Raw genomic sequence first — 19,817 nt, forward strand, 5'->3', positions numbered from 1 at the left:
ATGCACTGACTACCCCACTTCTCACTTAAGTGTCAAAAACTTTTCCAACGCTGCAACTAAACTGGGAGGCCAACGACGGATATGGGCTACCCAATTAATATCTTTATAACGAGGATCTAGCCCGTATGCACTTACCCAGTTGCTTTCAGCTTCTCCTTTTTGTCCGCTAACCCAGTACGCAGCTGTCAGCGCAGCACGCACATCAGCAAACTTGGGATATTTACGAGTAATATTTCGCATTTCGCGAATTGCTTGGTCTACTTTGCCAGTTTCATACAAAGCTAGGGCATAGTTGGCACGAGCAAAGGCAAAATTGGGGGCAATTTCCGTACATTTTTTATAGTCTGCGATCGCCTCTTCCCATTTTCCCAAACCCGATAGCGCGTTTCCCCGATTGTTATATGCCATTGCATCTTTGGGGTCAAGTTCCAGAACGTGGTTGTAATCTGCGATCGCATCATTCCATTTTCCCAACCCTTCCAATGCAGTACCGCGATTTAAGTAGGGGTCAGTCACATTTGGTGCAAGTTCCACAGCCTTATTATAGTCAGCCAGCGCCTCTTGCAATTTATTCTGGCTGACTCTAGAATTTCCCCGATTACTCCAAGCAGCTGCATTACCGGGAAATTGCTCTATAATCTTTGTCCAGTAGGATTCGGCTGCGGCAAAATCACCCTTCTCTGTGGCAGCAAAAGCAAAGTTTGCTAACTCATCTTGCTGTTGTAACTGTTCTGGAGTGAGATTCAATGGTTGAGTTGCAGCTAAGGAAGGTTCAATCCAACCAAATATTAGCAATACACTTAGCAAAATCCCAATAAGTCTTAGCATTGGTGTTTAACTCTTGGCGTTTTCAAATAAACACCTCACGCAAAGCTGCAAAGGTGCTCAAAAATCCTTTACGGCTTTGCGTGAGACTCCAAAAATAATTATCTAACGCCTTTCACCAAATTACGGCAAAAGAGATAACTGTTGATTGGGAGGCTTGTAACCCAAATGTTTGTATGCTGATGCTGTCGCCATTCTTCCACGGGGAGTCCGTTGCAAATAACTGATTTGCATGAGGTAAGGTTCGTACACTTCCTCAATAGTTTGCGTATCTTCTCCCGTTGCTGCAGCAATTGTTTCCAATCCTACCGGACCCCCATTGAATTGTTCTATGATAACGGTTAGCATTCGGCGGTCTGTCCAATCGAGCCCACATGGATCGACCTGAAACAGTTCCAATGCTTCCGCTGCTACGAGTTCGTTAACGACTCCGGAAGATTTGACTTGTGCGTAATCTCGCACTCGCTTCAGTAACCTGTTGGCGATACGCGGTGTTCCGCGAGCACGGCGGGCAATTTCTGCTGCTCCATCTTCAGCGATCGCGGTTTGGAGCAATTGGGCGCTTCGCATTACAATTTTGCTCAGTTCATCGACTTCGTAAAACCGCAATTTTTGAATTAAGCCAAAGCGATCGCGCAGTGGTGAAGTCAGTGCGCCTGCGCGAGTTGTGGCTCCAACTAAGGTAAATTTTGATAGTGGTATACTCCGTGTCCGGGCGCTAGAACCTTTACCGACTGTAATATCCAATCGATAATCTTCCATAGCCGGGTATAAAATTTCTTCTGTCATTCTTGACAGTCGATGAATTTCATCGATAAACAGAACGTCCCCTGGTTTTAAATTCACCAACAACCCAACAATATCTCTGGGACGCTCTAAAGCAGGAGCACTCGTAATTTTGCAATTTACCCCCATTTCCGACGCTAAAATCATCGCCATTGTTGTTTTGCCCAAACCCGGAGGACCGTATAGTAGGAGGTGATCCAGCACTTCACCTCTTGACTTAGCAGCCTTTATGGCGATTTCCAATACCTCTTTTAAATCCTTTTGCCCAATATAGTCTGCAAAGCGTTGTGGTCGTATGCTTTCTTCTTGCTTACCTTCGTCAATAGCAGCTTCGGGTTGCAATAAATTATCTTTAGGGGCTTTAGGGGGTGATGCGCCTGACTCATGACGCTTCTTTGGGTTCTCATTTGGGTCTTGAGGCTGTTTTTTGGAGGAGATAATCGCCATAGTTCGAGCTATCAACGTTTATAAAGAAGGGGACAAGGGGAATGGGCGGGAAAATACCGACTGCGGTCGTCTTCTCCCTTTTCTATTTTCCACCCATAACTTCCACCTTAGCGCTCTAAGAAAATTTTCATTTTGTAATAGTCTCGCCGTAAAATTTAAGTTCCGGATAATCACAACAGGAGTGCAAAAGTACTGATGCTGTCTAAGAGAATCTTACCTTGCCTGGATGTGAAGGCGGGACGTGTTGTAAAAGGAGTGAACTTTGTTAATTTAAAGGACGCTGGCGATCCGGTAGAGATGGCTAAGGTTTACAACGATGCCGGTGCAGATGAGTTAGTGTTTCTTGATATTACAGCCACTCATGAAGACCGGGATACCATTATTGACGTTGTTTACCGCACTGCAGAACAAGTTTTCATTCCTTTGACTGTCGGTGGTGGTATTCAATCCTTAGAAAATGTTAAAAATCTTTTACGAGCTGGTGCAGACAAGGTTAGTATTAATTCGTCGGCGGTACGAGATCCAGATTTTATCAATCGGGCTAGCGATCGCTTTGGCAATCAGTGCATAGTTGTTGCAATTGATGCCAGAAAACGACAAGACCCCAAGAACCCAGGTTGGGATGTGTACGTGCGAGGGGGACGAGAAAATACTGGCATAGATGCCTTATTTTGGGCAAAAGAAGCTGAAAAGCGTGGAGCAGGAGAACTGTTAGTTACCAGTATGGATGCTGATGGTACTCAGGCAGGATATGATATAAAATTGACACGTGCTATTGCTGAAGCCGTACAAATTCCAGTGGTTGCATCTGGTGGCGCAGGCAACTGCGAGCATATCTATACTGCTGTAACAGAAGGTAAAGCAGAAGCTGCTTTACTGGCATCGCTTTTACATTACGGACAATTAAGCGTAGCTGAGATAAAGTCTTATTTAAGCGAGCGCAAAATTCCCGTTAGAATGTAAACCCAAGCAGCAAACCCTTTTGTATCCACAGCTAGAGTAGTTCAACACAGTTCTTGGAAACGATGTTAATATAAGTTAACAAGAATTAATATAGTCATAGATATGTTGATACCTATTTTAGTATTTGATGTAGCACTGGTTGCCTGGTCGCTACACTTAATGGAAAAAGCATATGCGAATAAAGAATTTTCTTTAATGCTGGCTGGGACTCTGGTCGCTCTTGCAGCTGCCGCCATGTTAGTTGTTTACTTTCTTATGGGACACTGCATGAGTTACTTATTGCAAGCATCATACGGATAGTCGTTAATGGAAGACAGCTAAATGCTAGCTTTTATCAATTAGCTGTTAGCCCGACCTAGAGCAAGATAGTAAATAAAATCGATTTAGAGATAAATTTATGACAGACTATGTTGCTTTATTAAACGACATTCTTAAAAATGTTGAAGGGGAACCGGGCTGGAAAGTCATGGGTATAGCTGCTGACAAAGGAAGTCCCGGCTTTGCCTACACTATAGGTTTGTATCACAACTACAAACATCCAGAAATTATTTTGTTTGGACTCTCTGTTGATATTGCTTTTACCTTACTCAACGATGTGGGCGCTCGGGTAAAAGGAGGGGAGGTCATTCAGCCCAATGTTACCTATACGAATTTAGTACAAAAGTATCCCATCATCTTCAAACCCATATCAAATAATGACAGCGATACCATAGAGGAGTATCTGGGTATAGCTGTACGTTTCTACGGTCATGTGAATTTTCCAGTTCTTCAATTTATCTGGACTGACCCTCAAGGTAAATTCCCTTGGGAAAAAGATTGCCAAATGAAAACCAAACTCTGTCAACCATTAGCATGGCAAGAATAGCTTTAAGACTTTTAGAAAAAATACAATGAATATGGATTTTTAATTGGAGAGATTGCAAACTTTAATTGATTCGCCTAAGAGATATCGATTGTTCAACCGCAATATCTTGAAAAAATGGCACATTTTCTCTACCAATCGTCGAAAATACCGCCTTTGACTCCATTGAGCCAGGGACGGCGCATTTCGCCTACTATTTTAATCTCTACTTCGTTATTTTCTTTACGTTGAAAAATTGCGTAAGGTGCCCATGATTTCCAGCTAGTATCGCTATCGCACTCCTCACAATATGCTGCAAAACCCGCGATCGCAACTCCATTCTCAACCCAATTTAAAAAGAGATATTTGCCATATTTTTTCTCGTACTCATCAAGGATACGGAATGTAAAGTCATCGCTCTCGTCCAGAAATTTTTCCAACTTTGGATCTAAAGGCTCTGTAGATTCCAAATTTTCTAGCAAAGTTTCTAAATCTGGGGTGTCTGCGGAAAAATAAACAAGATAGCGGTGAACGGCATCTATTGCTTCGTCGCACCAGAATTGTGCTAGCAGCATCAACACTGAATCTATAGAAGGATAGTTTTCAAAAGCGAAATTTACAAGAGGTATAATTGTTTTATTAATGTGTTCCGTTCTTATTTGTTCTGCCTCTTGGGGCGTGTAATCTGTCATTTTTGCTCTCTGATTGTTGCAATATAAAAATTTGTTGATTTTTATAATACAAACTTACTATTTACTGTAAGCGCCCTATACCAAGCATCATTTGCTTGACAGATCGTGAAATTATTAGATATAATGAGAAAGGCTTTGATGGGGTTATAGCTCAGTTGGTAGAGCACTTCAATGGCATTGAAGGGGTCAGCGGTTCGAATCCGCTTAGCTCCACTTGTTCAATTTCCGCATAGGTAACAGTGGAAGGGATTTCTAACAGCTTCCCTCATCATTTTACACATTGCATTCTGTACAATTAACAGGCTTTTAATAACCTAGAACTTGTAGCAGATGTAACATAACTGCAAAGTTTTGCATCCCGCCCATCGTCAAGTCAGTTAAACAATTCCGTATCGCTGTCTGGGGTATAGTAAGTCTCAGCTTTACCAATCCGCTCAACCTCAGTTGAGATTTTAGGCAATCTTACTCCTTATTTATTTTGTTTTTTCCCCTTCGACAAAGTTTGCTGACTTCCGTTTGAGATGTGCGATCGGTGACGACTTCTGCGTGCAGCAATCGCTTGCAACAAATAACTCAAACCCCAGCCTACAATTGCTCCCGCAACACCAAAAATCAGGCTTAACACTACCGACAAAACAAAAGGATGTGGTAGAAATGTAGTAAAAGGTAGCTGTATTGGTTTTGGTGGTTGTAGTTGAGGAATTATGTAAGGTGCTGTACTGACAGCTATTTGTGCTGCACCCAAACCAAAACCCAAGATTGCGATCGCTGTTTGCAAGTTCTCATTGCGTCTTTTGTCTGCTTCCTCTTTTTGAGCGAGAATTTCTTGAGTTGTGCGATCGCTTTCGGCTTGTTGTGTTTCTACAATCCCTCGGATAGTATCAACAAATTGCCCAAATAATTCTTTTCCTGGAGCAAGATAGTGAATGTCAGTTTGTATTTGTTCAAGCCATTTCTGACATTCTTTGTTCAAAAAATCTTGCCAGCATTGGGGACTGTTACCGTTACCAATAGTTTGAATTTTATCCAAGCAAATTCTGTAATTAGTAATATTGGTAGTCATTGCTGTATGTTGGATTTGTAAATCTTGCAAGCATCTGGTGTAATCAAAGCTAGCTTGAGGCATTTCTGCCAATAAGCTTTTTAAGTCAGATAATTGCATTTGAGGTGTAGATATCAAGCTGTTAAATTTTTTAATTTTGTCTTCTAAATTGCTGTAGATTTCTCTAGCTTCTCGATAGCGTTTGCGAGCCAAGTGATAAATGTAAAGTATTTTATGGTAGCTCAAAAATAATCTTAACAGCCAGTCATAAGCTCTTTCTGCAAGTGTTACCGTTGGTGATTGATTCTTATTGATGACTATTAAAATATGGCATTCTTTGGCAAAATTCTCTGATTCATTGGGGTCAATTGCTTGGTATTCAAATAAAAAACTACCAAACAGTTTACCCTGTTTTGTGAACACGGGATTTAAGTTTGTACCTGCTACTAAAGCTATGGCAAATTGTTTAGCGAGTGTATCGCAATCTTCACTGGGATGTACTTCTCCATAAATCCATAGTGTTTGACCTAAAGATGCTTGGATGCTAGCAGGTAGCAAACAACTTGGTTGAAAATGTTGTAATTGGGGAATATCTATCGAAATGGTTGACGATTCTGGAACTAAAGTGAAATCTACTGCATAAGTATCATTCAGCAAGAAAGGCTGAAGATTAGCATTAATTGTAAAACCTTCTGTTGTGGGGAGACTCCCCAAATCTAAATATTGCCCGGAAAGACTTAACCATTCACTTTGTCTGCTTTCTTCTTGCTTGGGGTTATAGACAGTATTTTCATAGGAAACTAATTGCGATCGCAAATCTTTCAAACCAATAAAGGTAAGTGAGCTTTCACCCAATTTCACCAGATTTTCCCATAGGAGATTAGCATCTGTCATAACTTCACCGGGAAGGTCGGTGAGGGTGTGGCGGAGATGAAAAGCGTAGAGAGTGAGACTGAAATTCTTCACAGTGTTGACTGAGATTTTTGCTTATTAGATAAAGGAGAGTTATTTTTAATTGCGTTGTCTGATAATTCCTTTGATGGTGAGCTAGGTCGATTCGTTGAAGTCTGGGACTTACTATTACCTATGCCTGTGTTTACACTAACATCAATAGGAGATACAGCACTGATGGATTTCAGGTTTTGCTTGTAAGCTGCTAAAAGTTGACTGTAAGACTCAGTTCGCAACCAATTTTCTAATATTTCCTCAATTTCTGCATCGTCTAAAGACTCCCAATTTTCCAAATGAGTTTGAGTTTGGCTGGATTCGTCCGCTGATTGACCGCCATAGCCCTAGAGAAAAAGCGTTCGGCGATTTATCATCATGGCATGAACGAGTTGAGACTTAAGTAATGACCTCCGAGCATTCCACCTCCGCCACGGTCAAACAGCGTGTCATCTTCCTAGTACTGGATGGTGTCGAACTGTTGGATCTGGCTGGACCGGCACAGGTATACAGTATAGCTGAGTCATTGGGTGCGCCTTACTCCCTACACTTTTGTGCTAACACTTCTGGAGTGCGATCCTCACAGGGGTTGTTTTTAGGTCAGCTAGAGCCACTGCCACCTGTGTCTGCCCGTGATGTGGTAATGGTCGCTGGAGTGGCATTGGATCGGCTCAACCAACCCCTGCTAGACGCTGAGACTTGTTGCTGGCTGATGAATGCTCATACAAACGGCACGCGCATTGCCTCTATTTGCACTGGGGCAACAGTCTTGGGAGAGGCTGGTTTGCTGGACGGTCGGCGTTGCACCACTCACTGGTTTGTTGTAAACGATCTTCAGCAACGTTATCCAATGGCTCATGTTGTGGAAAGTGTTTTGTATGTCAGCGATCGCGGCATAATTACCAGTGCAGGTATTGCTTCTGGAATTGACATGGCGCTGTCACTTATCGAGCAACAGCAAGGACCCCGTTTTGTGGCTGAGGTGGCTCGCTACCTGGTTATCTATCTACGGCGTAACGGCACTCAACCTCAACGGAGTGTTTATTTAGAGTACCGCAATCATTTGCATCCAGGCGTACATAGCGTTCAGAATTGGTTGGCAGAAAACGCAATAAAATCTGTTTCCTTAACTGAACTTGCCCAAATCGCTTGCATGAGCGTGCGGAGCTTCAGCCGTGCTTTTAAGGAGGCGACGGGATTAACACCCGTGCAGTATCAGCAACGCTTGCGTTTGGAAGTCGCTACCACGCTGTTGCAGAACTCAGACTTATCGATCGAGGCGATTGCAACCCACTGTGGTTTCGATGATACCCGTCATTTTCGCCGTTTATGGCAACGGTATTTTGGAGTTTCTCCTTCAGCCACACGTAAAAAACAGACGAAAACGCCTGCTGTTTAAATATGTTGTTTAAATACGTTGTTGCAATCAATCTTTTCAGAGCTTTTAACTGAGACGATAGAAAAAATATATGATTCCAGCCAACGAAACATTCGAGGGCACATTTTCGTTCAAACCTCACTTTTCAACTGCAGCAGGCTTTCGGATGCATTATGTGGACGAAGGTGAAGGGGAGCCAATCGTGTGTCTTCACGGTGAACCAACCTGGGGCTACTTGTACCGACGTTTCATTCCTCCTCTCTCAAAACGCTATCGCGTTATCGTTCCCGACCACATGGGTTTTGGTAAGAGCGAGACACCTGCAAATAAAGAGTATACGCTAGCAACGCACGTAGAAAATTTAGAAGCTTTGCTGCTTGAGCTTGACCTACGGGAAATCACCCTTGTTTTGCATGACTGGGGCGGACCCATTGGTGGGGGCTTTGCTTTGCGCCATCTCGATCGCGTCAAGCGTTTGTTTCTGATGAACACCGTTGTTCCTCTTGGGCTTCCCATTGAAGCAGAACTTCTACCCAAAGCAACTGCTCAAAGCAAATGGTTTCAGTGGGCGGTCAAAGCCAACAAAAATGGAACATTGGAACAAGTGCTCGGCAATGCAGAAGTTACCATCCTCCACTTGATGAAACAATTGCAAGGATTTGAGAATATGTCAGTTGTGGATCGCACTTGGATTAACGCTTATTCAGCCCACTTTCAAACTAAAGAAGATTGTCGGGGGATTATTAACTTTCCACTTGACGTTATTACCAATCGGGAGACTCAGTTTCCACTAGAAGCAGCAGATGCGATCGCTGCACTTCGACAAAAACCAGCAATGATGGCTGAAGGTATGAAGGACTTTGCCCTTCCCCCCGAGCATTTTATCCGTATCTTTCGTGCTGGATTTCCTAATGCTTCAGTCATTGAATTAGAGAATGCGGGACATTTTTGTCAGGAAGATCGACCTGATACGTTAATTGCGCTCATCGAGCAATTCATTCAACTCACTTAGTCGCTCGAATTGTTTCTCTGCAAAATATAATACCATTTTGAACTGTGCGATCGCACGAATTAGGCTTGTCGTTCGCTATTTGTCTTCTATTCTTTGTAAGAGTTTTACCGTTTTTACAGAATTCTGTGTTTTTCACCTACTGAGTAAATATATGTTATCTATAGATCGTACAATTCCAGACAGCGAAATTTGTAAAAAAGCAACGCAATTAGTTGCAGAAATCTCACCCACCTTTTTGTGCAATCATTGTATTCGGACATTTTTGTTTGGTGACTTGTTAGGAAAACGGGATGGACTCAAGTATGACCGCGAGTTACTGTATCTTGGTGCCGTAATGCACGATTTAGGATTGACAGAACGATTTGATGGCGAACAAAGATTTGAAGTTGACGGTGCGGATGCTGCAAGAGCCTTTGTTCTGGCAAATGGATTGCCAAACGAGAAAGCAGAAGTTGTATGGGATGCGATCGCTCTCCATACTTCTTTAGGCATTGCCTCACGAAAACAGCCAGAAATTGCGCTGGTGCATTTGGGGGCGAGCGCAGATGTGCTGGGAATGCGAATTTCCGAAATTCTTTCGGAAACTGTAGAGCAAGCCCTTGACGCTTATCCTCGGCTTAGCTTCAATCAGGCAATGACTGAGTTATTAGTCTCACAAGTCAAACGAAAACCTCAAACAGTCGCATTCACTTGGCTGGCAGAAGTTGGGCGTGGTTGCATTCATGGATTTATCTCACCCAATTGGAGAGATATGCTTAACAACAGCCCATTTGCTGAGTGATGTAAATTCTGCGTGTACGTTGAGTTTATTTTTTCCCTAAATAGGAAGACATAAATAAATGTAAAAATGTGTTGCATCAGAAACCCGGTAATGCGTACAACATTGGGTTTCTTGAGTGTTATATTTACTTTGGTTGATTGACTGAATCCAATCTATATTCTCCACCCAGACCGACACACCGCTATACCCCTATTAACCATGAAAGGACTTTGGCTCGAAAACAACCAACTTCAACTCCGTACCAACATCCCTATTCCCGAACCGCCACAGGGAGAAGCGCTAGTACGTGTTTTGTGTGCTGGTATCTGTAACACGGACCTAGAACTCAAGAGAGGTTACTATCCCTACAACGGTATTATAGGGCACGAATTTGTTGGTGTTGTTGAACAAGGACCAGAATACCTGATGAATCAACGTGTCGTTGGAGAAATCAACGCTGTTTGCAGACAATGTAGGTTCTGTCGGAGCGGACAATCCACTCATTGCGAAAATCGTACTGTTCTTGGTATTGTCAACCGCAATGGAGCCTTTGCCGATTATCTTACTTTACCCATAGAAAACCTGCATCCCATACCTGACAGTATTCCTACAGAAGTTGCAACTTTTACTGAACCTTTAGCAGCAGCACTGGAAATTCAGCAGCAAGTGCGGATATGCCCTGACGATCGAGTACTCGTTGTGGGTGATGGTAAACTGGGGCAATTAGTAGCACAGACAATAGCTTTGACTGGATGTGAGCTTTTAGTCGTGGGGCGTCATCGAGACAAACTTGCTAATTTAGAGAATCGGGGTATTAAAACTGCTTTAGTTGATGCTGTTAAAAACAAAACTTTTGACATTTCAGTAGAATGTACTGGTAACTCTGAAGGATTTGCCATCGCCCTCCGCGCCTTGCGTGCGAGAGGAACTCTGGTACTCAAAAGTACCTACGCAGGTAACCTCAGCTTTGATGCTTCCTCTTTAGTTGTGGATGAAATCACTTTAATCGGCTCCCGTTGCGGTTCCTTCGAGCCTGCACTTGAACTTTTAGCACAAGAAAGAGTAGATGTAAAACCGCTCATTCATGCACGTTATCCCCTGACTGAAGGGCTCGCTGCTTTTGAACGCGCCCAAGGTAAAGGTGTCTTAAAAGTTTTATTGGAAATTGGTTAGTTGTTAGTTGTGAATTGTTAGTTTTTGTAGAGAGGCTGTGAACTACCTCTTTACCACTAACCACTAACTACTAACCACTAACCACTAATCCTTCGAGTTACTCTGAATCGCTTGCACAATTTGTTGGGATATAAAGGGTAAAATTTCCCGACTTTTTGCGTTAGCTTTTCCCTCAGTAAATACAACTAACAGGTAGGGACTCTGCTCTGGTATCTCAATATACGCAGCATCATGACGAACCTGACTCGTCCAACCAGCTTTTGACCAAATTTGCGCGTTTTGAGGAAGACCACTGCCTAAAAATCCCGCCACTTGGTCTTCTTCTGCATCTTTTGGTAAGTCCTTAAGATTGAGGCTGCGTTTCATCAAAGCCATCATAGCTTGCGATCGCGTACTGGATACTGCCACTCCCCCTACAATACTGTGTAACAACCTAGCAGTGGCATTTGTTGTCAGCATATTTCGGTTTTCCAGTAACTCACCTACAAATGCTCGTTCCCGTCCGTAAGGACCATCACACCAAGTTTTTTGGCAAACATTGATTGTTTCCATATCCGACCAACCAAAAGATTGGAAATACCGATTGACAATATTGCGCTGCTGCTTCCAAGTGTCAAACGGTCCCATGGGTAATTCCGGTCCCGATGTTGTTCCACTTAATATATCTACAACTAAACTGGTAGCATCATTGCTAGAATCAACAATCATATCGCGCATGGCTCTTTCCAACTCCTTAGAGGTGGAAGTCATGCTTTTTTCCAACCATTCATTAATTGCGACTAGGTAGAACACTTTTACCACACTTGCAGGGTAAATACGCTCAACACCCCGATAGGTAAAACCGCGAACTGGATGACTCCAAAAAGCGTCTGGAGTTAAAGCACCACCCGTGTTAACCAGTACGGGAGGATCGTAAACAATCCAAGTCAAAGCAATTTGGTTGCGAGCTAAACTCGGAAATGCTGACCAAGTTGCTTCTAAAATCCCATTTCCCAGGTTTTCCAGTTGTTCGTCTTTATTGAAAAAACTCATTGTTGTTTAAGAATGTCCTCTAATATAGAATCCAAAATCCAAAATTTAGCACTCAGCGAGTATCAGTGTTTAGCCAATCTAAACATATATGATTCTCCGAATTGCGATCGCTTAGCAACCCAAGCTGCGGTAGGACGGCATTTATACTTAATCTCCGACAGTCAAAACGCCCCTATAGAGCACCCAAAGTCTGTACAAGTGAGTCTTTGCGAGGATGATTATCCAGGATGGCTGTTACTTTCGGATGTAGAATTGTTACAACCATGCACTGAACCCTACAGAAACTCACCGTTTTCTGAAGCCGAGATTGAAGATCTTTTACCAGATGTCATTACCTTTACTTACAAAGCTATGGAACAGCCGAACTATTATCTTTGGGGAGGTACTGTAGGACCAAATTATGATTGTTCGGGATTGATGCAAGCAGCATTTGCTTCTGTAGGAATTCGCATACCTAGAGATGCTTATCAACAGGAAGCTTTCACCCAACCCGTTTCCCTTAGAGAATTACAACCTGGTGATTTAATCTTCTTCGGAACTTCCCAAAAAGCAACTCATGTGGGACTCTATTTAGGGGATGAGAACTATATCCATAGCTCTGGAAAAAATCAAGGGCGCAATGGAATTGCGATTGACCGTCTCTCGGAACAAGGTGATGAGGTTAGTCGGTCATATTACCAGCAACTGCGCGGTGCTGGAAGAGTGGTAAAGAGTTACGAACCACAGAAACGCTAGAAATACGGGAAAATTATGAGGAGTGGACTGGTTAATGGGTTGGCTGGTTACAATGAAGCAACGGCGTCAATTGTTCCAGATGTTTCGGTTGTGGTGCCAGTGCATGATGAAGTAGAAAGCTTACCCTATTTGCTGGAGGCGATCGCATCTACTTTAAATGCCACTGAATTAAGTTATGAAATTATCTGCGTAGATGATGGTTCATCTGATGGCTCGGCGCAATATCTTAAAGAACAAGCGCAAATCCGTACCGATCTCAAAGCAGTTATTTTACGGCGCAATTACGGTCAAACAGCCGCAATGTCAGCAGGGTTTAATTACGCACTGGGAAAAGCGATTGTCACTTTAGATGCTGATTTGCAGAACGATCCTGCAGATATACCCATGTTGCTGGCAAAGTTAGACGAAGGCTACGACTTGGTGAGTGGCTGGCGGAAAAATCGGCAAGATGCAGCCCTGAAACGATTGCTTCCTTCCAAAATTGCTAACTGGATCATTCGACGGGTCACAAGTGTCAACGTTCACGATTATGGTTGTTCGCTCAAAGCTTACCGTGCAGAACTTGTGGCGGATATGAACCTTTATGGAGAATTGCACAGATTTCTTCCAGCTTTGGCTTACATTGAAGGTGCAAGAATCACAGAATTACCAGTTCGCCACCACGCTCGTCGCTTTGGTCGCAGCAAGTACGGTTTGTCGCGGACTTTCCGAGTGTTGATGGACTTGTTAACCATCTATTTTATGAAAAAGTTCCTAACCCGCCCAATGCACGTTTTTGGTCTGTTAGGGCTGATTTCAATGATTTTAGGTGGGGCGATCGGAATTTACTTGACTGTTATCAAAATTGCCCTTCATGTCGATATTGGAAATCGTCCTCTCTTAATTCTGGCAGTGCTATTGCTCGTTACGGGAGTACAGTTGTTTTGTTTCGGTCTTTTGGCAGAGTTGCTTATGCGTACTTACCATGAATCTCAAGGACGCCCTATTTATCGTGTACGTGAGGTGGTTGCAAAAAGTATAAAATAATTTAAATACGTAATTTCACCCACGACCTCAAAAAAAAATTAAGTTACAACAGAAGCCATCTAAAACAGGTAAAAAATATACAACTGCCTGCCTTAGATGGCTTTAACTATAAGCCAAGAACCACGTTTCTTGGTGTGAGGATGATTTTATTAATTAGTATAAACGCGCATCTACCTTGAAAAACTTATACATGACTGACGCCCAAATGCGGCGCAACCTGCTGTTTTCATTTGCGGCAGGTTTATTATTCTGGTCCGGGTCGGGTTCCTTACTGCCAACCGTACCACTTTATCTAGAACAATGTGGAGCGACTAACCAAGAAATTGGGTTTGTTATGGGCAGTTTTGCTATAGGATTACTGCTGTTCCGTTCTTGGTTCGGAAAGCTTGCAGATGAACGAGGTCGTAAAATTGTGCTGCTTATCGGTACGTTTGTAGGTGCAATCGCACCTCTTGGCTATTTATTCATCAAATCCTTCCCTTTATTGATGGTACTGCGTGTTTTTCACGGTTTAAGTGTTGCAGCTTTTGCTCCTGGTTTTAATGCATTAATTGCGGACATTGCACCGCCTCAAAAGCGCGGTGAAATCATGGGTTATATGAGTTTAGTCAGCCCTATTGGTGTTGCTTTAGGACCGGCTTTAGGAGCTTATGTACAAGTGTTTGGCGGCAATACCTATATATTTTTACTAGCAGGGGGATTGGCTTTAGGATCGTTCTTATGCGTTATGCAAATTGCTAACCCACCGATGGAACAACAGCTCGAAGAGATTAAAAACAGTAAATTTTGGCAAGTGTTACTCAGCCCAAGAGTGAGAGTCCCTGCGGAAATTCTGTTGTTAGTTGGTTTGGCTGTCGGGACACTGAACACTTTTGTACCGTTATTTATCAAATCAAGCAAAGTAGACCTTAACACCGGATTGTTCTATACAGCAGCAGCGTTTGCTAGTTTTAGCGTCAGGTTGTTAACTAGCAAAGCTAGCGATCGCTTTGGTCGTGGTTTATTTATTACCATCAGCCTCCTGTGTTACTGTGTGGCAATGTTCATTTTATGGGAAGCACACAGCGCTCAAGCTTTTTTGGTAGCTGCAAGTTTTGAAGGAGCAGGTGGAGGTATGTTATTTGCTATACTTGCAACTCTCATGGCAGACCGTTCGCTACCACAAGAAAGAGGACGAGTTTTTGCCCTGTGTATTGTGGGATGGGATGTTGGACTAGTCACAGCAGGTCCGGTTTTTGGTGCGATCGCCGAACGCATTGGTTACCGAAGTATGTTTGGTTTTGATGCTTTTTTAACTTTTCTGGCACTTCTTCTGTTCCTAACTAAATCTAGCAAAGATTTACCCAATTCCCTTCGCTTCGCTCTAGGACGCGGTACAGATATTTATGCTTTGAAAAAAGTTTAATACCATTTTGAATTTCTGATTTTGGATTGAGAAAGTCTTTTTTGACGTCATTGTACTTAACAATTCGTTTCTTTCTTTTGTCCAATTGGTTTTCAATTTGGAGCGAGGACTTCCAATACAAATTTTTCCAAAATTTCTATCTTAGAATACGGACTGACAAGCCCACCTGGTATAAAAAATTGCCCATTGTTATACAAACTTGGGCAAGCAATGACTAATAACCAAAAAGGTATTAAGGATAAATGTAATGAGAAATATACTGCTAACTTACCCAGAGCAACTTTTGCAGACTGAGGTTTCCGAGTGGCTGGGTTTTACAAGCAGTATGCAATAAGAGTTGTTACAATTTACCATAGTTTAAATTGGCATTTCTTAAATTTGTATCACGAATACGAGCCTTTCTCAAATTGCTACAACTTAAGTCAGCATGAGTTAAATTAGCCTCATTTAAGTTAGCATCACGGAAGTTAGCACTGAAAAGGCAGGCATTGGTTAAGTTAGCTTTATTAAGGTTAGTGTGGATTAAGTCAGCACAACTAAGATTGGCATTCCTCAAATCAGTATGACTGAGATTTGCATAGCTGAGGTCTGTATAGTTGAGCAAAGCACCTAAAAGTTTAGCACCTTTGAGATTGGCATAGCTGAGGTTTGCACCCCGAAGATCGGCATTTTGTAGGTTTGCACCTCGAAGATCGGCATGGCTTAGATCGGTACCGTTAAGGTATACTCCCATCAAGTTAGCCTCACTTAAGTCAGTTCCACTGAGATTGGCACCGCTGTAGTTAGGAATACTTGTTTCAACCTCACTTAAACGCCCGACTGTAGATTCTGAAACAAGATTTAAATCAGTATTTCTCTTTTTTAAGGAAACCTTTTTTACTTCTTTCTCTACAAAGACTTGGTTGTGGTTTTGAAATTCATGTTCAAATTCAGATTTAGACATCATTCTATATCTCGATTTAACTGAAATTCTCGTTCTACTTAAATACAGCAGTGACAATCGTTATTACGTGAAATTCTGCCAAGACTGCTTAATTATTTATGTACTAAGCTAAGAAGATCCCGTGAAAAAGGGAGGTGAGGGAGATCGAGTGTATCCCTCCAAGTATTAAGAGTGGTAGATATTGAATTTGATGACAGTGGTCTACAAGTTCCAGTTCCATCAATTCCTATTAATTTTTAAGGATTTTGCGACTGAATTTTATATCATAAGTAACAAATACTTACATTTCTTATCCTTTAAGAATCAACAGACACAAGTTAAGTTGATTGGTTAGAAAAAATTAATGTAAAGAAAAGTAAAATTTTTGTCATTTTCTTGCAGTTGCGCTATTTTAGCTATTTAATTACGAGAGCATTAACTGTAGCGCAACTGCAAATTAATGATAATTATTTGCGCTGACTTCACTACAATTAGAATTTCTGAAAAATCCCCATACACAATCAAATATCTACGTAGCAGAAAAGACAGTGTAGAATAATTTGGCAGCAATATCACTCTTAGTTGCTGGTATTGACTGAAACACAGTTTAAATTAACTAGCGTTTGCCGTGACAGTACTTCGCACGTCTGATACTCAATTGCGATACAACCTGCTGGTTCTGTTTGCAGCAGGTTTATTATTCTGGTCTAGCATAGCTTCATTACTACCAACATTGCCGATTTATCTCAGGCAACTGGGTACAAACAGGCAGGAAATTGGAATTGTAATGGGCAGTTTTGCTATTGGATTGTTATTGTTTCGCCCTTGGTTGGGTCGTTTGGCAGATAGGCGGGGTCGTAAAATAGTTTTACTGATCGGTACTCTTGTAGCTGCGATCGCGCCTCTGGGCTATTTAACAATCAAGTCTATTCCTTTATTAATGTTAGTCCGTGCTTTTCATGGCATCAGTATCGCAGCTTTTGCTACTGGCTTTAATGCTTTGGTTGCGGATATTGCTCCTCCAGAAAAAAGGGGTGAAATTATAGGTTACATGAGTTTGGTCAATCCCATTGGCTTTGCTATCGGACCGGCTTTGGGTGGTTATTTGCAGTCTGGGGCTAGTAACAAGGTTTTATTTCTTATAACTGCAGAATTGGCACTGGTTGCTGTACTGGGTGTTCTCCCCATCGCTAATCCACCTCTTCCAAAACTCAAAAGAACGGACGATCGGGACAATCAATTTTGGAAAATTTTATGGAGCCCAAGAGTAAGAACTCCTGCTGTCATCATGTTACTCATCGGTTTGGCTGGGAGTTCCATACACATTTTTATCCCGTTGTTTATTAAAGAAGCCAAAATTGAGCTAAATCCTGGTTTGTTTTTCAGTGCTGCAGCTATCTCGGGCTTTGGCATACGGTTATTTACAGGCAAAGCCAGCGATCGCTTGGGACGTGGCTTGTTTATTACTATCAGCTTAGTTTTCTATACTGTGTCAATGTTAATTTTATGGCTGGCATACAGTCCGCCAATTGTCTTGTTGGCAGCAGTTGTAGAAGGGGCTGCTTCTGGAACCTTAATTCCTGCAATTACAGCTATGATGGCAGACCGAGCCAAACCTCAAGAACGAGGTAAGATTTTTGCCTTGTGTTTGTTGGGATTGGATGTAGGGATTGCGATCGCGGGTTTGCTGTTCGGGTTGTTTACCCATCATTTCGGTTATCGAAAAATGTTTCTTGTTTCTGCCTTTTTAACTTTCTTGGGAATTGCCTTCTTCCTAACCCTGTCCAGTAAAAACTTGGCAAGTTCCTTGCGGTTTGCCCTAGGTCGTGAATCGGATAACTACGCCATCAAAAAAATTTAAAGACGCTCTATCATGGCAAACAAGAGCCTTAATAACAAAGACGCGCCATGGCGCGTCTTTACATACGTAATTAACGGGCGAGGAGGGATTCGAACCCCCGACACCGTGGTCCGTAGCCACGTGCTCTAGTCCACTGAGCTACACGCCCTTACAAGAATTTTATAGTAACACACCTTTTTCCAATGACGCAAGAAAATCCTGAAAATTTGTTGACCGGACTGAATCATTTAGACGATCGAGGACAAGCCCAGATGGTAGATGTGTCTGGTAAAGCGCCCACAATTCGGGAAGCCGTAGCTGTTGCCAGAGTCAAGATGCTAGCAGAAACCTTCAATGCCATTCAAGCAGGAAATGCTCCCAAAGGAGACGTGTTGGGTACGGCAAGGCTAGCAGGAATTATGGCAGCCAAACAAACAGCTTCATTGATCCCCCTATGTCACCCTCTCCCCTTACACAAAGTGGAAGTGCAAGTCACGCCCGATCCCCAACTTCCCGGTTACCAACTTCAAGCGATCGTTAAAACCAAAGCAGAAACGGGCGTAGAAATGGAAGCTTTAACAGCTGTTTCTGTTGCTGCTCTGACTCTTTATGACATGGCGAAAGCCCTAGAAAAATCAATTCAAATTGAAGCCATTCAGCTAGTGAGCAAAACCGGAGGAAAATCAGGCAACTATCATCTTGAAAAAGGGAGGTAGGAGCAGCAATGCTCGCTCTCCTCCTCTTTTCTCTATAGTTCTATTCCAAAAAACAAAAAGCGCCCCTCTTACGAAGGACGCTTTTTCTGCTGTCAAGATAGGGTGTATCCCGCCTTGACTCTATTGATTAACCGTTGATAGCAGGAGCACTGATAGCAACAGGAGCAACTTCAGCAGATGCCAAGTCGAGAGGGAAGTTGTGAGCGTTGCGCTCGTGCATGACTTCCATACCGAGGTTAGCGCGGTTGAGGATGTCTGCCCAAGTTCCGATAGCGCGACCTTGGGAGTCAATTACCGATTGGTTGAAGTTGAAGCCGTTGAGGTTGAATGCCATGGTGCTGATGCCGAGTGCGGTGAACCAGATGCCTACCACTGGCCATGCTGCCAAGAAGAAGTGCAAACTGCGGCTGTTGTTGAATGATGCGTATTGGAAGATAAGCCTTCCGAAGTAGCCGTGTGCTGCAACGATGTTGTAGGTCTCTTCTTCTTGTCCGAACTTGTAACCGTAGTTCTGTGATTCGGTTTCGGTTGTTTCACGTACCAAGGAAGAAGTTACCAAGGAACCGTGCATTGCACTGAATAAGGAGCCACCGAATACACCTGCTACACCCAACTGGTGGAAGGGGTGCATGAGGATGTTGTGCTCTGCTTGGAACACCAACATGAAGTTGAAGGTTCCAGAGATTCCTAAAGGCATACCGTCAGAGAAGGAACCTTGACCGATGGGGTAGATCAAGAACACTGCGGTAGCTGCTGCTACAGGTGCGCTGAACGCTACGCAGATCCAAGGACGCATACCCAAGCGGTAGGACAATTCCCACTCACGACCCAAGTAGCAGAATACGCCAATCAGGAAGTGGAAAATCACCAACTGGTATGGACCACCGTTGTACAACCACTCATCTAAGGAAGCCGCTTCCCAGATGGGGTAGAAGTGAAGACCGATGGCGTTAGAAGAAGGAACAACTGCACCAGAGATGATGTTGTTGCCGTAGAGCAAGGAACCTGCAACAGGTTCGCGGATACCATCGATGTCTACAGGGGGAGCAGCGATGAATGCGATGATAAAGCAGATTGCCGCCGAGAGCAGTGTAGGGATCATCAGTACGCCGAACCAGCCAACATAAAGGCGGTTTTCGGTGGAGGTGATCCAGTTACAGAATTGCTCCCATACGCTTGCGCTTTCGCGACGTTGTAAGGTTGCTGTCATGACTGGTATAAGTGCTGTAAGTGTGTGATATGTATGTTTCAAAAGTTCAGGTAAGTTTTCTTACCTG

At 42.9% G+C, this 19,817-nt stretch carries 20 protein-coding genes and 2 tRNA genes; 13 read left to right on the forward strand and 9 right to left on the reverse strand.

The features are described 5' to 3' along the window. Nucleotides 1–21: 21 nt before the first annotated feature. On the reverse strand, nucleotides 22–828 hold the full coding sequence (locus HC643_RS14620; protein ID WP_038074778.1) for a tetratricopeptide repeat protein: 807 nt from the start codon (nucleotides 826–828) through the stop codon (nucleotides 22–24). Between the two features lie 120 nt (nucleotides 829–948). Beyond that, nucleotides 949–2,058 (reverse strand): Holliday junction branch migration DNA helicase RuvB, encoded by a 1,110-nt coding sequence (ruvB, locus tag HC643_RS14625; RefSeq protein WP_038074776.1) that lies wholly within the window; start codon nucleotides 2,056–2,058, stop codon nucleotides 949–951. Nucleotides 2,059–2,253: 195 nt separating this feature from the next. Here ruvB and hisF point away from each other — a divergent pair, with 195 nt between their 5' ends. From hisF to HC643_RS14640, 3 genes are all read left to right on the forward strand, one after another. Further along, nucleotides 2,254–3,021, forward strand: coding sequence for an imidazole glycerol phosphate synthase subunit HisF (gene hisF / locus HC643_RS14630; protein WP_038074770.1), 768 nt, complete (start codon nucleotides 2,254–2,256; stop codon nucleotides 3,019–3,021). Between the two features lie 102 nt (nucleotides 3,022–3,123). Next, nucleotides 3,124–3,321 carry a hypothetical protein gene (locus HC643_RS14635; protein WP_038074768.1) on the forward strand — a complete coding sequence of 66 codons (198 nt, stop codon included), beginning with the start codon at nucleotides 3,124–3,126 and terminating at the stop codon, nucleotides 3,319–3,321. A 97-nt stretch (nucleotides 3,322–3,418) separates the two neighbouring features. Continuing rightward, complete coding sequence (locus HC643_RS14640) at nucleotides 3,419–3,886, forward strand: DUF4262 domain-containing protein (protein ID WP_050045796.1); 468 nt, start codon at nucleotides 3,419–3,421, stop codon at nucleotides 3,884–3,886. Nucleotides 3,887–4,014: 128 nt separating this feature from the next. Here the strand turns inward: HC643_RS14640 and HC643_RS14645 are convergent, their stop codons facing one another. Continuing rightward, nucleotides 4,015–4,554 carry a hypothetical protein gene (locus HC643_RS14645; protein ID WP_038074767.1) on the reverse strand — a complete coding sequence of 180 codons (540 nt, stop codon included), beginning with the start codon at nucleotides 4,552–4,554 and terminating at the stop codon, nucleotides 4,015–4,017. A gap of 140 nt (nucleotides 4,555–4,694) precedes the next feature. Here HC643_RS14645 and HC643_RS14650 point away from each other — a divergent pair. Further along, a tRNA-Ala gene (locus HC643_RS14650) sits at nucleotides 4,695–4,767 on the forward strand. A gap of 256 nt (nucleotides 4,768–5,023) precedes the next feature. On the opposite strand, the gene HC643_RS14655 is transcribed toward HC643_RS14650, so the two are convergent. Both HC643_RS14655 and HC643_RS14660 read right to left on the reverse strand, forming a co-directional pair. Next, nucleotides 5,024–6,562, reverse strand: coding sequence for a hypothetical protein (locus HC643_RS14655; protein WP_063779497.1), 1,539 nt, complete (start codon nucleotides 6,560–6,562; stop codon nucleotides 5,024–5,026). Further along, the gene (locus tag HC643_RS14660; protein WP_038074765.1) at nucleotides 6,559–6,840 is read right to left on the reverse strand and encodes a hypothetical protein; all 282 of its coding nucleotides are present in this window, start codon (nucleotides 6,838–6,840) and stop codon (nucleotides 6,559–6,561) included. Before HC643_RS14660 ends, HC643_RS14655 begins: the two co-directional genes overlap by 4 nt. A gap of 107 nt (nucleotides 6,841–6,947) precedes the next feature. On the opposite strand from HC643_RS14660, the gene HC643_RS14665 reads away from it, so the two are divergent. The 4 genes from HC643_RS14665 (at nucleotide 6,948) to HC643_RS14680 (ending at nucleotide 10,864) form a co-directional block, all read left to right on the forward strand. After that, nucleotides 6,948–7,940 carry a GlxA family transcriptional regulator gene (locus tag HC643_RS14665; protein ID WP_038074762.1) on the forward strand — a complete coding sequence of 331 codons (993 nt, stop codon included), beginning with the start codon at nucleotides 6,948–6,950 and terminating at the stop codon, nucleotides 7,938–7,940. 70 nt (nucleotides 7,941–8,010) lie between these two features. Continuing rightward, nucleotides 8,011–8,931, forward strand: coding sequence for an alpha/beta fold hydrolase (locus HC643_RS14670; RefSeq protein ID WP_038074760.1), 921 nt, complete (start codon nucleotides 8,011–8,013; stop codon nucleotides 8,929–8,931). Nucleotides 8,932–9,082: 151 nt separating this feature from the next. Then, nucleotides 9,083–9,712: an HD domain-containing protein gene (locus HC643_RS14675; RefSeq protein ID WP_038074757.1), complete on the forward strand. Its 630-nt coding sequence runs from the start codon at nucleotides 9,083–9,085 to the stop codon at nucleotides 9,710–9,712. 198 nt (nucleotides 9,713–9,910) lie between these two features. Then, the gene (locus tag HC643_RS14680) at nucleotides 9,911–10,864 is read left to right on the forward strand and encodes an MDR/zinc-dependent alcohol dehydrogenase-like family protein (RefSeq protein WP_038074754.1); all 954 of its coding nucleotides are present in this window, start codon (nucleotides 9,911–9,913) and stop codon (nucleotides 10,862–10,864) included. Between the two features lie 84 nt (nucleotides 10,865–10,948). Here the strand turns inward: HC643_RS14680 and HC643_RS14685 are convergent, their stop codons facing one another. Continuing rightward, nucleotides 10,949–11,896, reverse strand: a complete 948-nt coding sequence (locus tag HC643_RS14685) for a serine hydrolase (RefSeq protein WP_038074752.1) — start codon at nucleotides 11,894–11,896, stop codon at nucleotides 10,949–10,951. A 12-nt stretch (nucleotides 11,897–11,908) separates the two neighbouring features. Between HC643_RS14685 and HC643_RS14690 the strand changes: the two genes are divergently transcribed. From HC643_RS14690 to HC643_RS14700, 3 genes are all read left to right on the forward strand, one after another. Continuing rightward, nucleotides 11,909–12,631, forward strand: a complete 723-nt coding sequence (locus HC643_RS14690; RefSeq protein ID WP_038074749.1) for a C40 family peptidase — start codon at nucleotides 11,909–11,911, stop codon at nucleotides 12,629–12,631. A 15-nt stretch (nucleotides 12,632–12,646) separates the two neighbouring features. Next, nucleotides 12,647–13,657: a glycosyltransferase family 2 protein gene (locus HC643_RS14695; protein WP_038074747.1), complete on the forward strand. Its 1,011-nt coding sequence runs from the start codon at nucleotides 12,647–12,649 to the stop codon at nucleotides 13,655–13,657. A gap of 190 nt (nucleotides 13,658–13,847) precedes the next feature. Beyond that, the gene (locus HC643_RS14700; protein WP_038074745.1) at nucleotides 13,848–15,062 is read left to right on the forward strand and encodes an MFS transporter; all 1,215 of its coding nucleotides are present in this window, start codon (nucleotides 13,848–13,850) and stop codon (nucleotides 15,060–15,062) included. A gap of 340 nt (nucleotides 15,063–15,402) precedes the next feature. Here HC643_RS14700 and HC643_RS14705 read toward each other — a convergent pair whose 3' ends face one another. After that, the gene (locus tag HC643_RS14705) at nucleotides 15,403–16,008 is read right to left on the reverse strand and encodes a pentapeptide repeat-containing protein (protein ID WP_082051704.1); all 606 of its coding nucleotides are present in this window, start codon (nucleotides 16,006–16,008) and stop codon (nucleotides 15,403–15,405) included. Nucleotides 16,009–16,612: 604 nt separating this feature from the next. Between HC643_RS14705 and HC643_RS14710 the strand changes: the two genes are divergently transcribed. Beyond that, nucleotides 16,613–17,845 (forward strand): MFS transporter, encoded by a 1,233-nt coding sequence (locus HC643_RS14710; protein WP_038074742.1) that lies wholly within the window; start codon nucleotides 16,613–16,615, stop codon nucleotides 17,843–17,845. Between the two features lie 74 nt (nucleotides 17,846–17,919). Here the strand turns inward: HC643_RS14710 and HC643_RS14715 are convergent. Then, a tRNA-Arg gene (locus HC643_RS14715) sits at nucleotides 17,920–17,993 on the reverse strand. A gap of 34 nt (nucleotides 17,994–18,027) precedes the next feature. Between HC643_RS14715 and moaC the strand changes: the two genes are divergently transcribed. Further along, a complete protein-coding gene (gene moaC, locus HC643_RS14720; protein ID WP_038074739.1) occupies nucleotides 18,028–18,540 on the forward strand; it encodes a cyclic pyranopterin monophosphate synthase MoaC in 513 nt (170 codons plus the stop codon). Between the two features lie 127 nt (nucleotides 18,541–18,667). Here the strand turns inward: moaC and psbA are convergent, their stop codons facing one another. After that, nucleotides 18,668–19,750, reverse strand: a complete 1,083-nt coding sequence (psbA, locus tag HC643_RS14725) for a photosystem II q(b) protein (protein ID WP_038074736.1) — start codon at nucleotides 19,748–19,750, stop codon at nucleotides 18,668–18,670. Between the last annotated feature and the right edge of the window lie 67 nt (nucleotides 19,751–19,817).

Source organism: Tolypothrix bouteillei VB521301 (assembly GCF_000760695.4).
Taxonomy (GTDB): domain Bacteria; phylum Cyanobacteriota; class Cyanobacteriia; order Cyanobacteriales; family Nostocaceae; genus Scytonema; species Scytonema bouteillei_A.

Excerpts from the sequence above, each read along its gene's own strand:
- HC643_RS14620 (WP_038074778.1), bottom strand. The coding sequence starts at position 828 with ATGCTAAGACTTATTGGGATTTTGCTAAGTGTATTGCTAATATTTGGT.
- ruvB (WP_038074776.1), bottom strand. The coding sequence starts at position 2,058 with ATGGCGATTATCTCCTCCAAAAAACAGCCTCAAGACCCAAATGAGAAC.
- hisF (WP_038074770.1), top strand. The coding sequence starts at position 2,254 with ATGCTGTCTAAGAGAATCTTACCTTGCCTGGATGTGAAGGCGGGACGT.
- HC643_RS14635 (WP_038074768.1), top strand. The coding sequence starts at position 3,124 with ATGTTGATACCTATTTTAGTATTTGATGTAGCACTGGTTGCCTGGTCG.
- HC643_RS14640 (WP_050045796.1), top strand. The coding sequence starts at position 3,419 with ATGACAGACTATGTTGCTTTATTAAACGACATTCTTAAAAATGTTGAA.
- HC643_RS14645 (WP_038074767.1), bottom strand. The coding sequence starts at position 4,554 with ATGACAGATTACACGCCCCAAGAGGCAGAACAAATAAGAACGGAACAC.
- HC643_RS14665 (WP_038074762.1), top strand. The coding sequence starts at position 6,948 with ATGACCTCCGAGCATTCCACCTCCGCCACGGTCAAACAGCGTGTCATC.
- HC643_RS14670 (WP_038074760.1), top strand. The coding sequence starts at position 8,011 with ATGATTCCAGCCAACGAAACATTCGAGGGCACATTTTCGTTCAAACCT.
- HC643_RS14675 (WP_038074757.1), top strand. The coding sequence starts at position 9,083 with ATGTTATCTATAGATCGTACAATTCCAGACAGCGAAATTTGTAAAAAA.
- HC643_RS14680 (WP_038074754.1), top strand. The coding sequence starts at position 9,911 with ATGAAAGGACTTTGGCTCGAAAACAACCAACTTCAACTCCGTACCAAC.
- HC643_RS14685 (WP_038074752.1), bottom strand. The coding sequence starts at position 11,896 with ATGAGTTTTTTCAATAAAGACGAACAACTGGAAAACCTGGGAAATGGG.
- HC643_RS14690 (WP_038074749.1), top strand. The coding sequence starts at position 11,909 with ATGTCCTCTAATATAGAATCCAAAATCCAAAATTTAGCACTCAGCGAG.
- HC643_RS14695 (WP_038074747.1), top strand. The coding sequence starts at position 12,647 with ATGAGGAGTGGACTGGTTAATGGGTTGGCTGGTTACAATGAAGCAACG.
- HC643_RS14700 (WP_038074745.1), top strand. The coding sequence starts at position 13,848 with ATGACTGACGCCCAAATGCGGCGCAACCTGCTGTTTTCATTTGCGGCA.
- HC643_RS14705 (WP_082051704.1), bottom strand. The coding sequence starts at position 16,008 with ATGATGTCTAAATCTGAATTTGAACATGAATTTCAAAACCACAACCAA.
- moaC (WP_038074739.1), top strand. The coding sequence starts at position 18,028 with ATGACGCAAGAAAATCCTGAAAATTTGTTGACCGGACTGAATCATTTA.
- psbA (WP_038074736.1), bottom strand. The coding sequence starts at position 19,750 with ATGACAGCAACCTTACAACGTCGCGAAAGCGCAAGCGTATGGGAGCAA.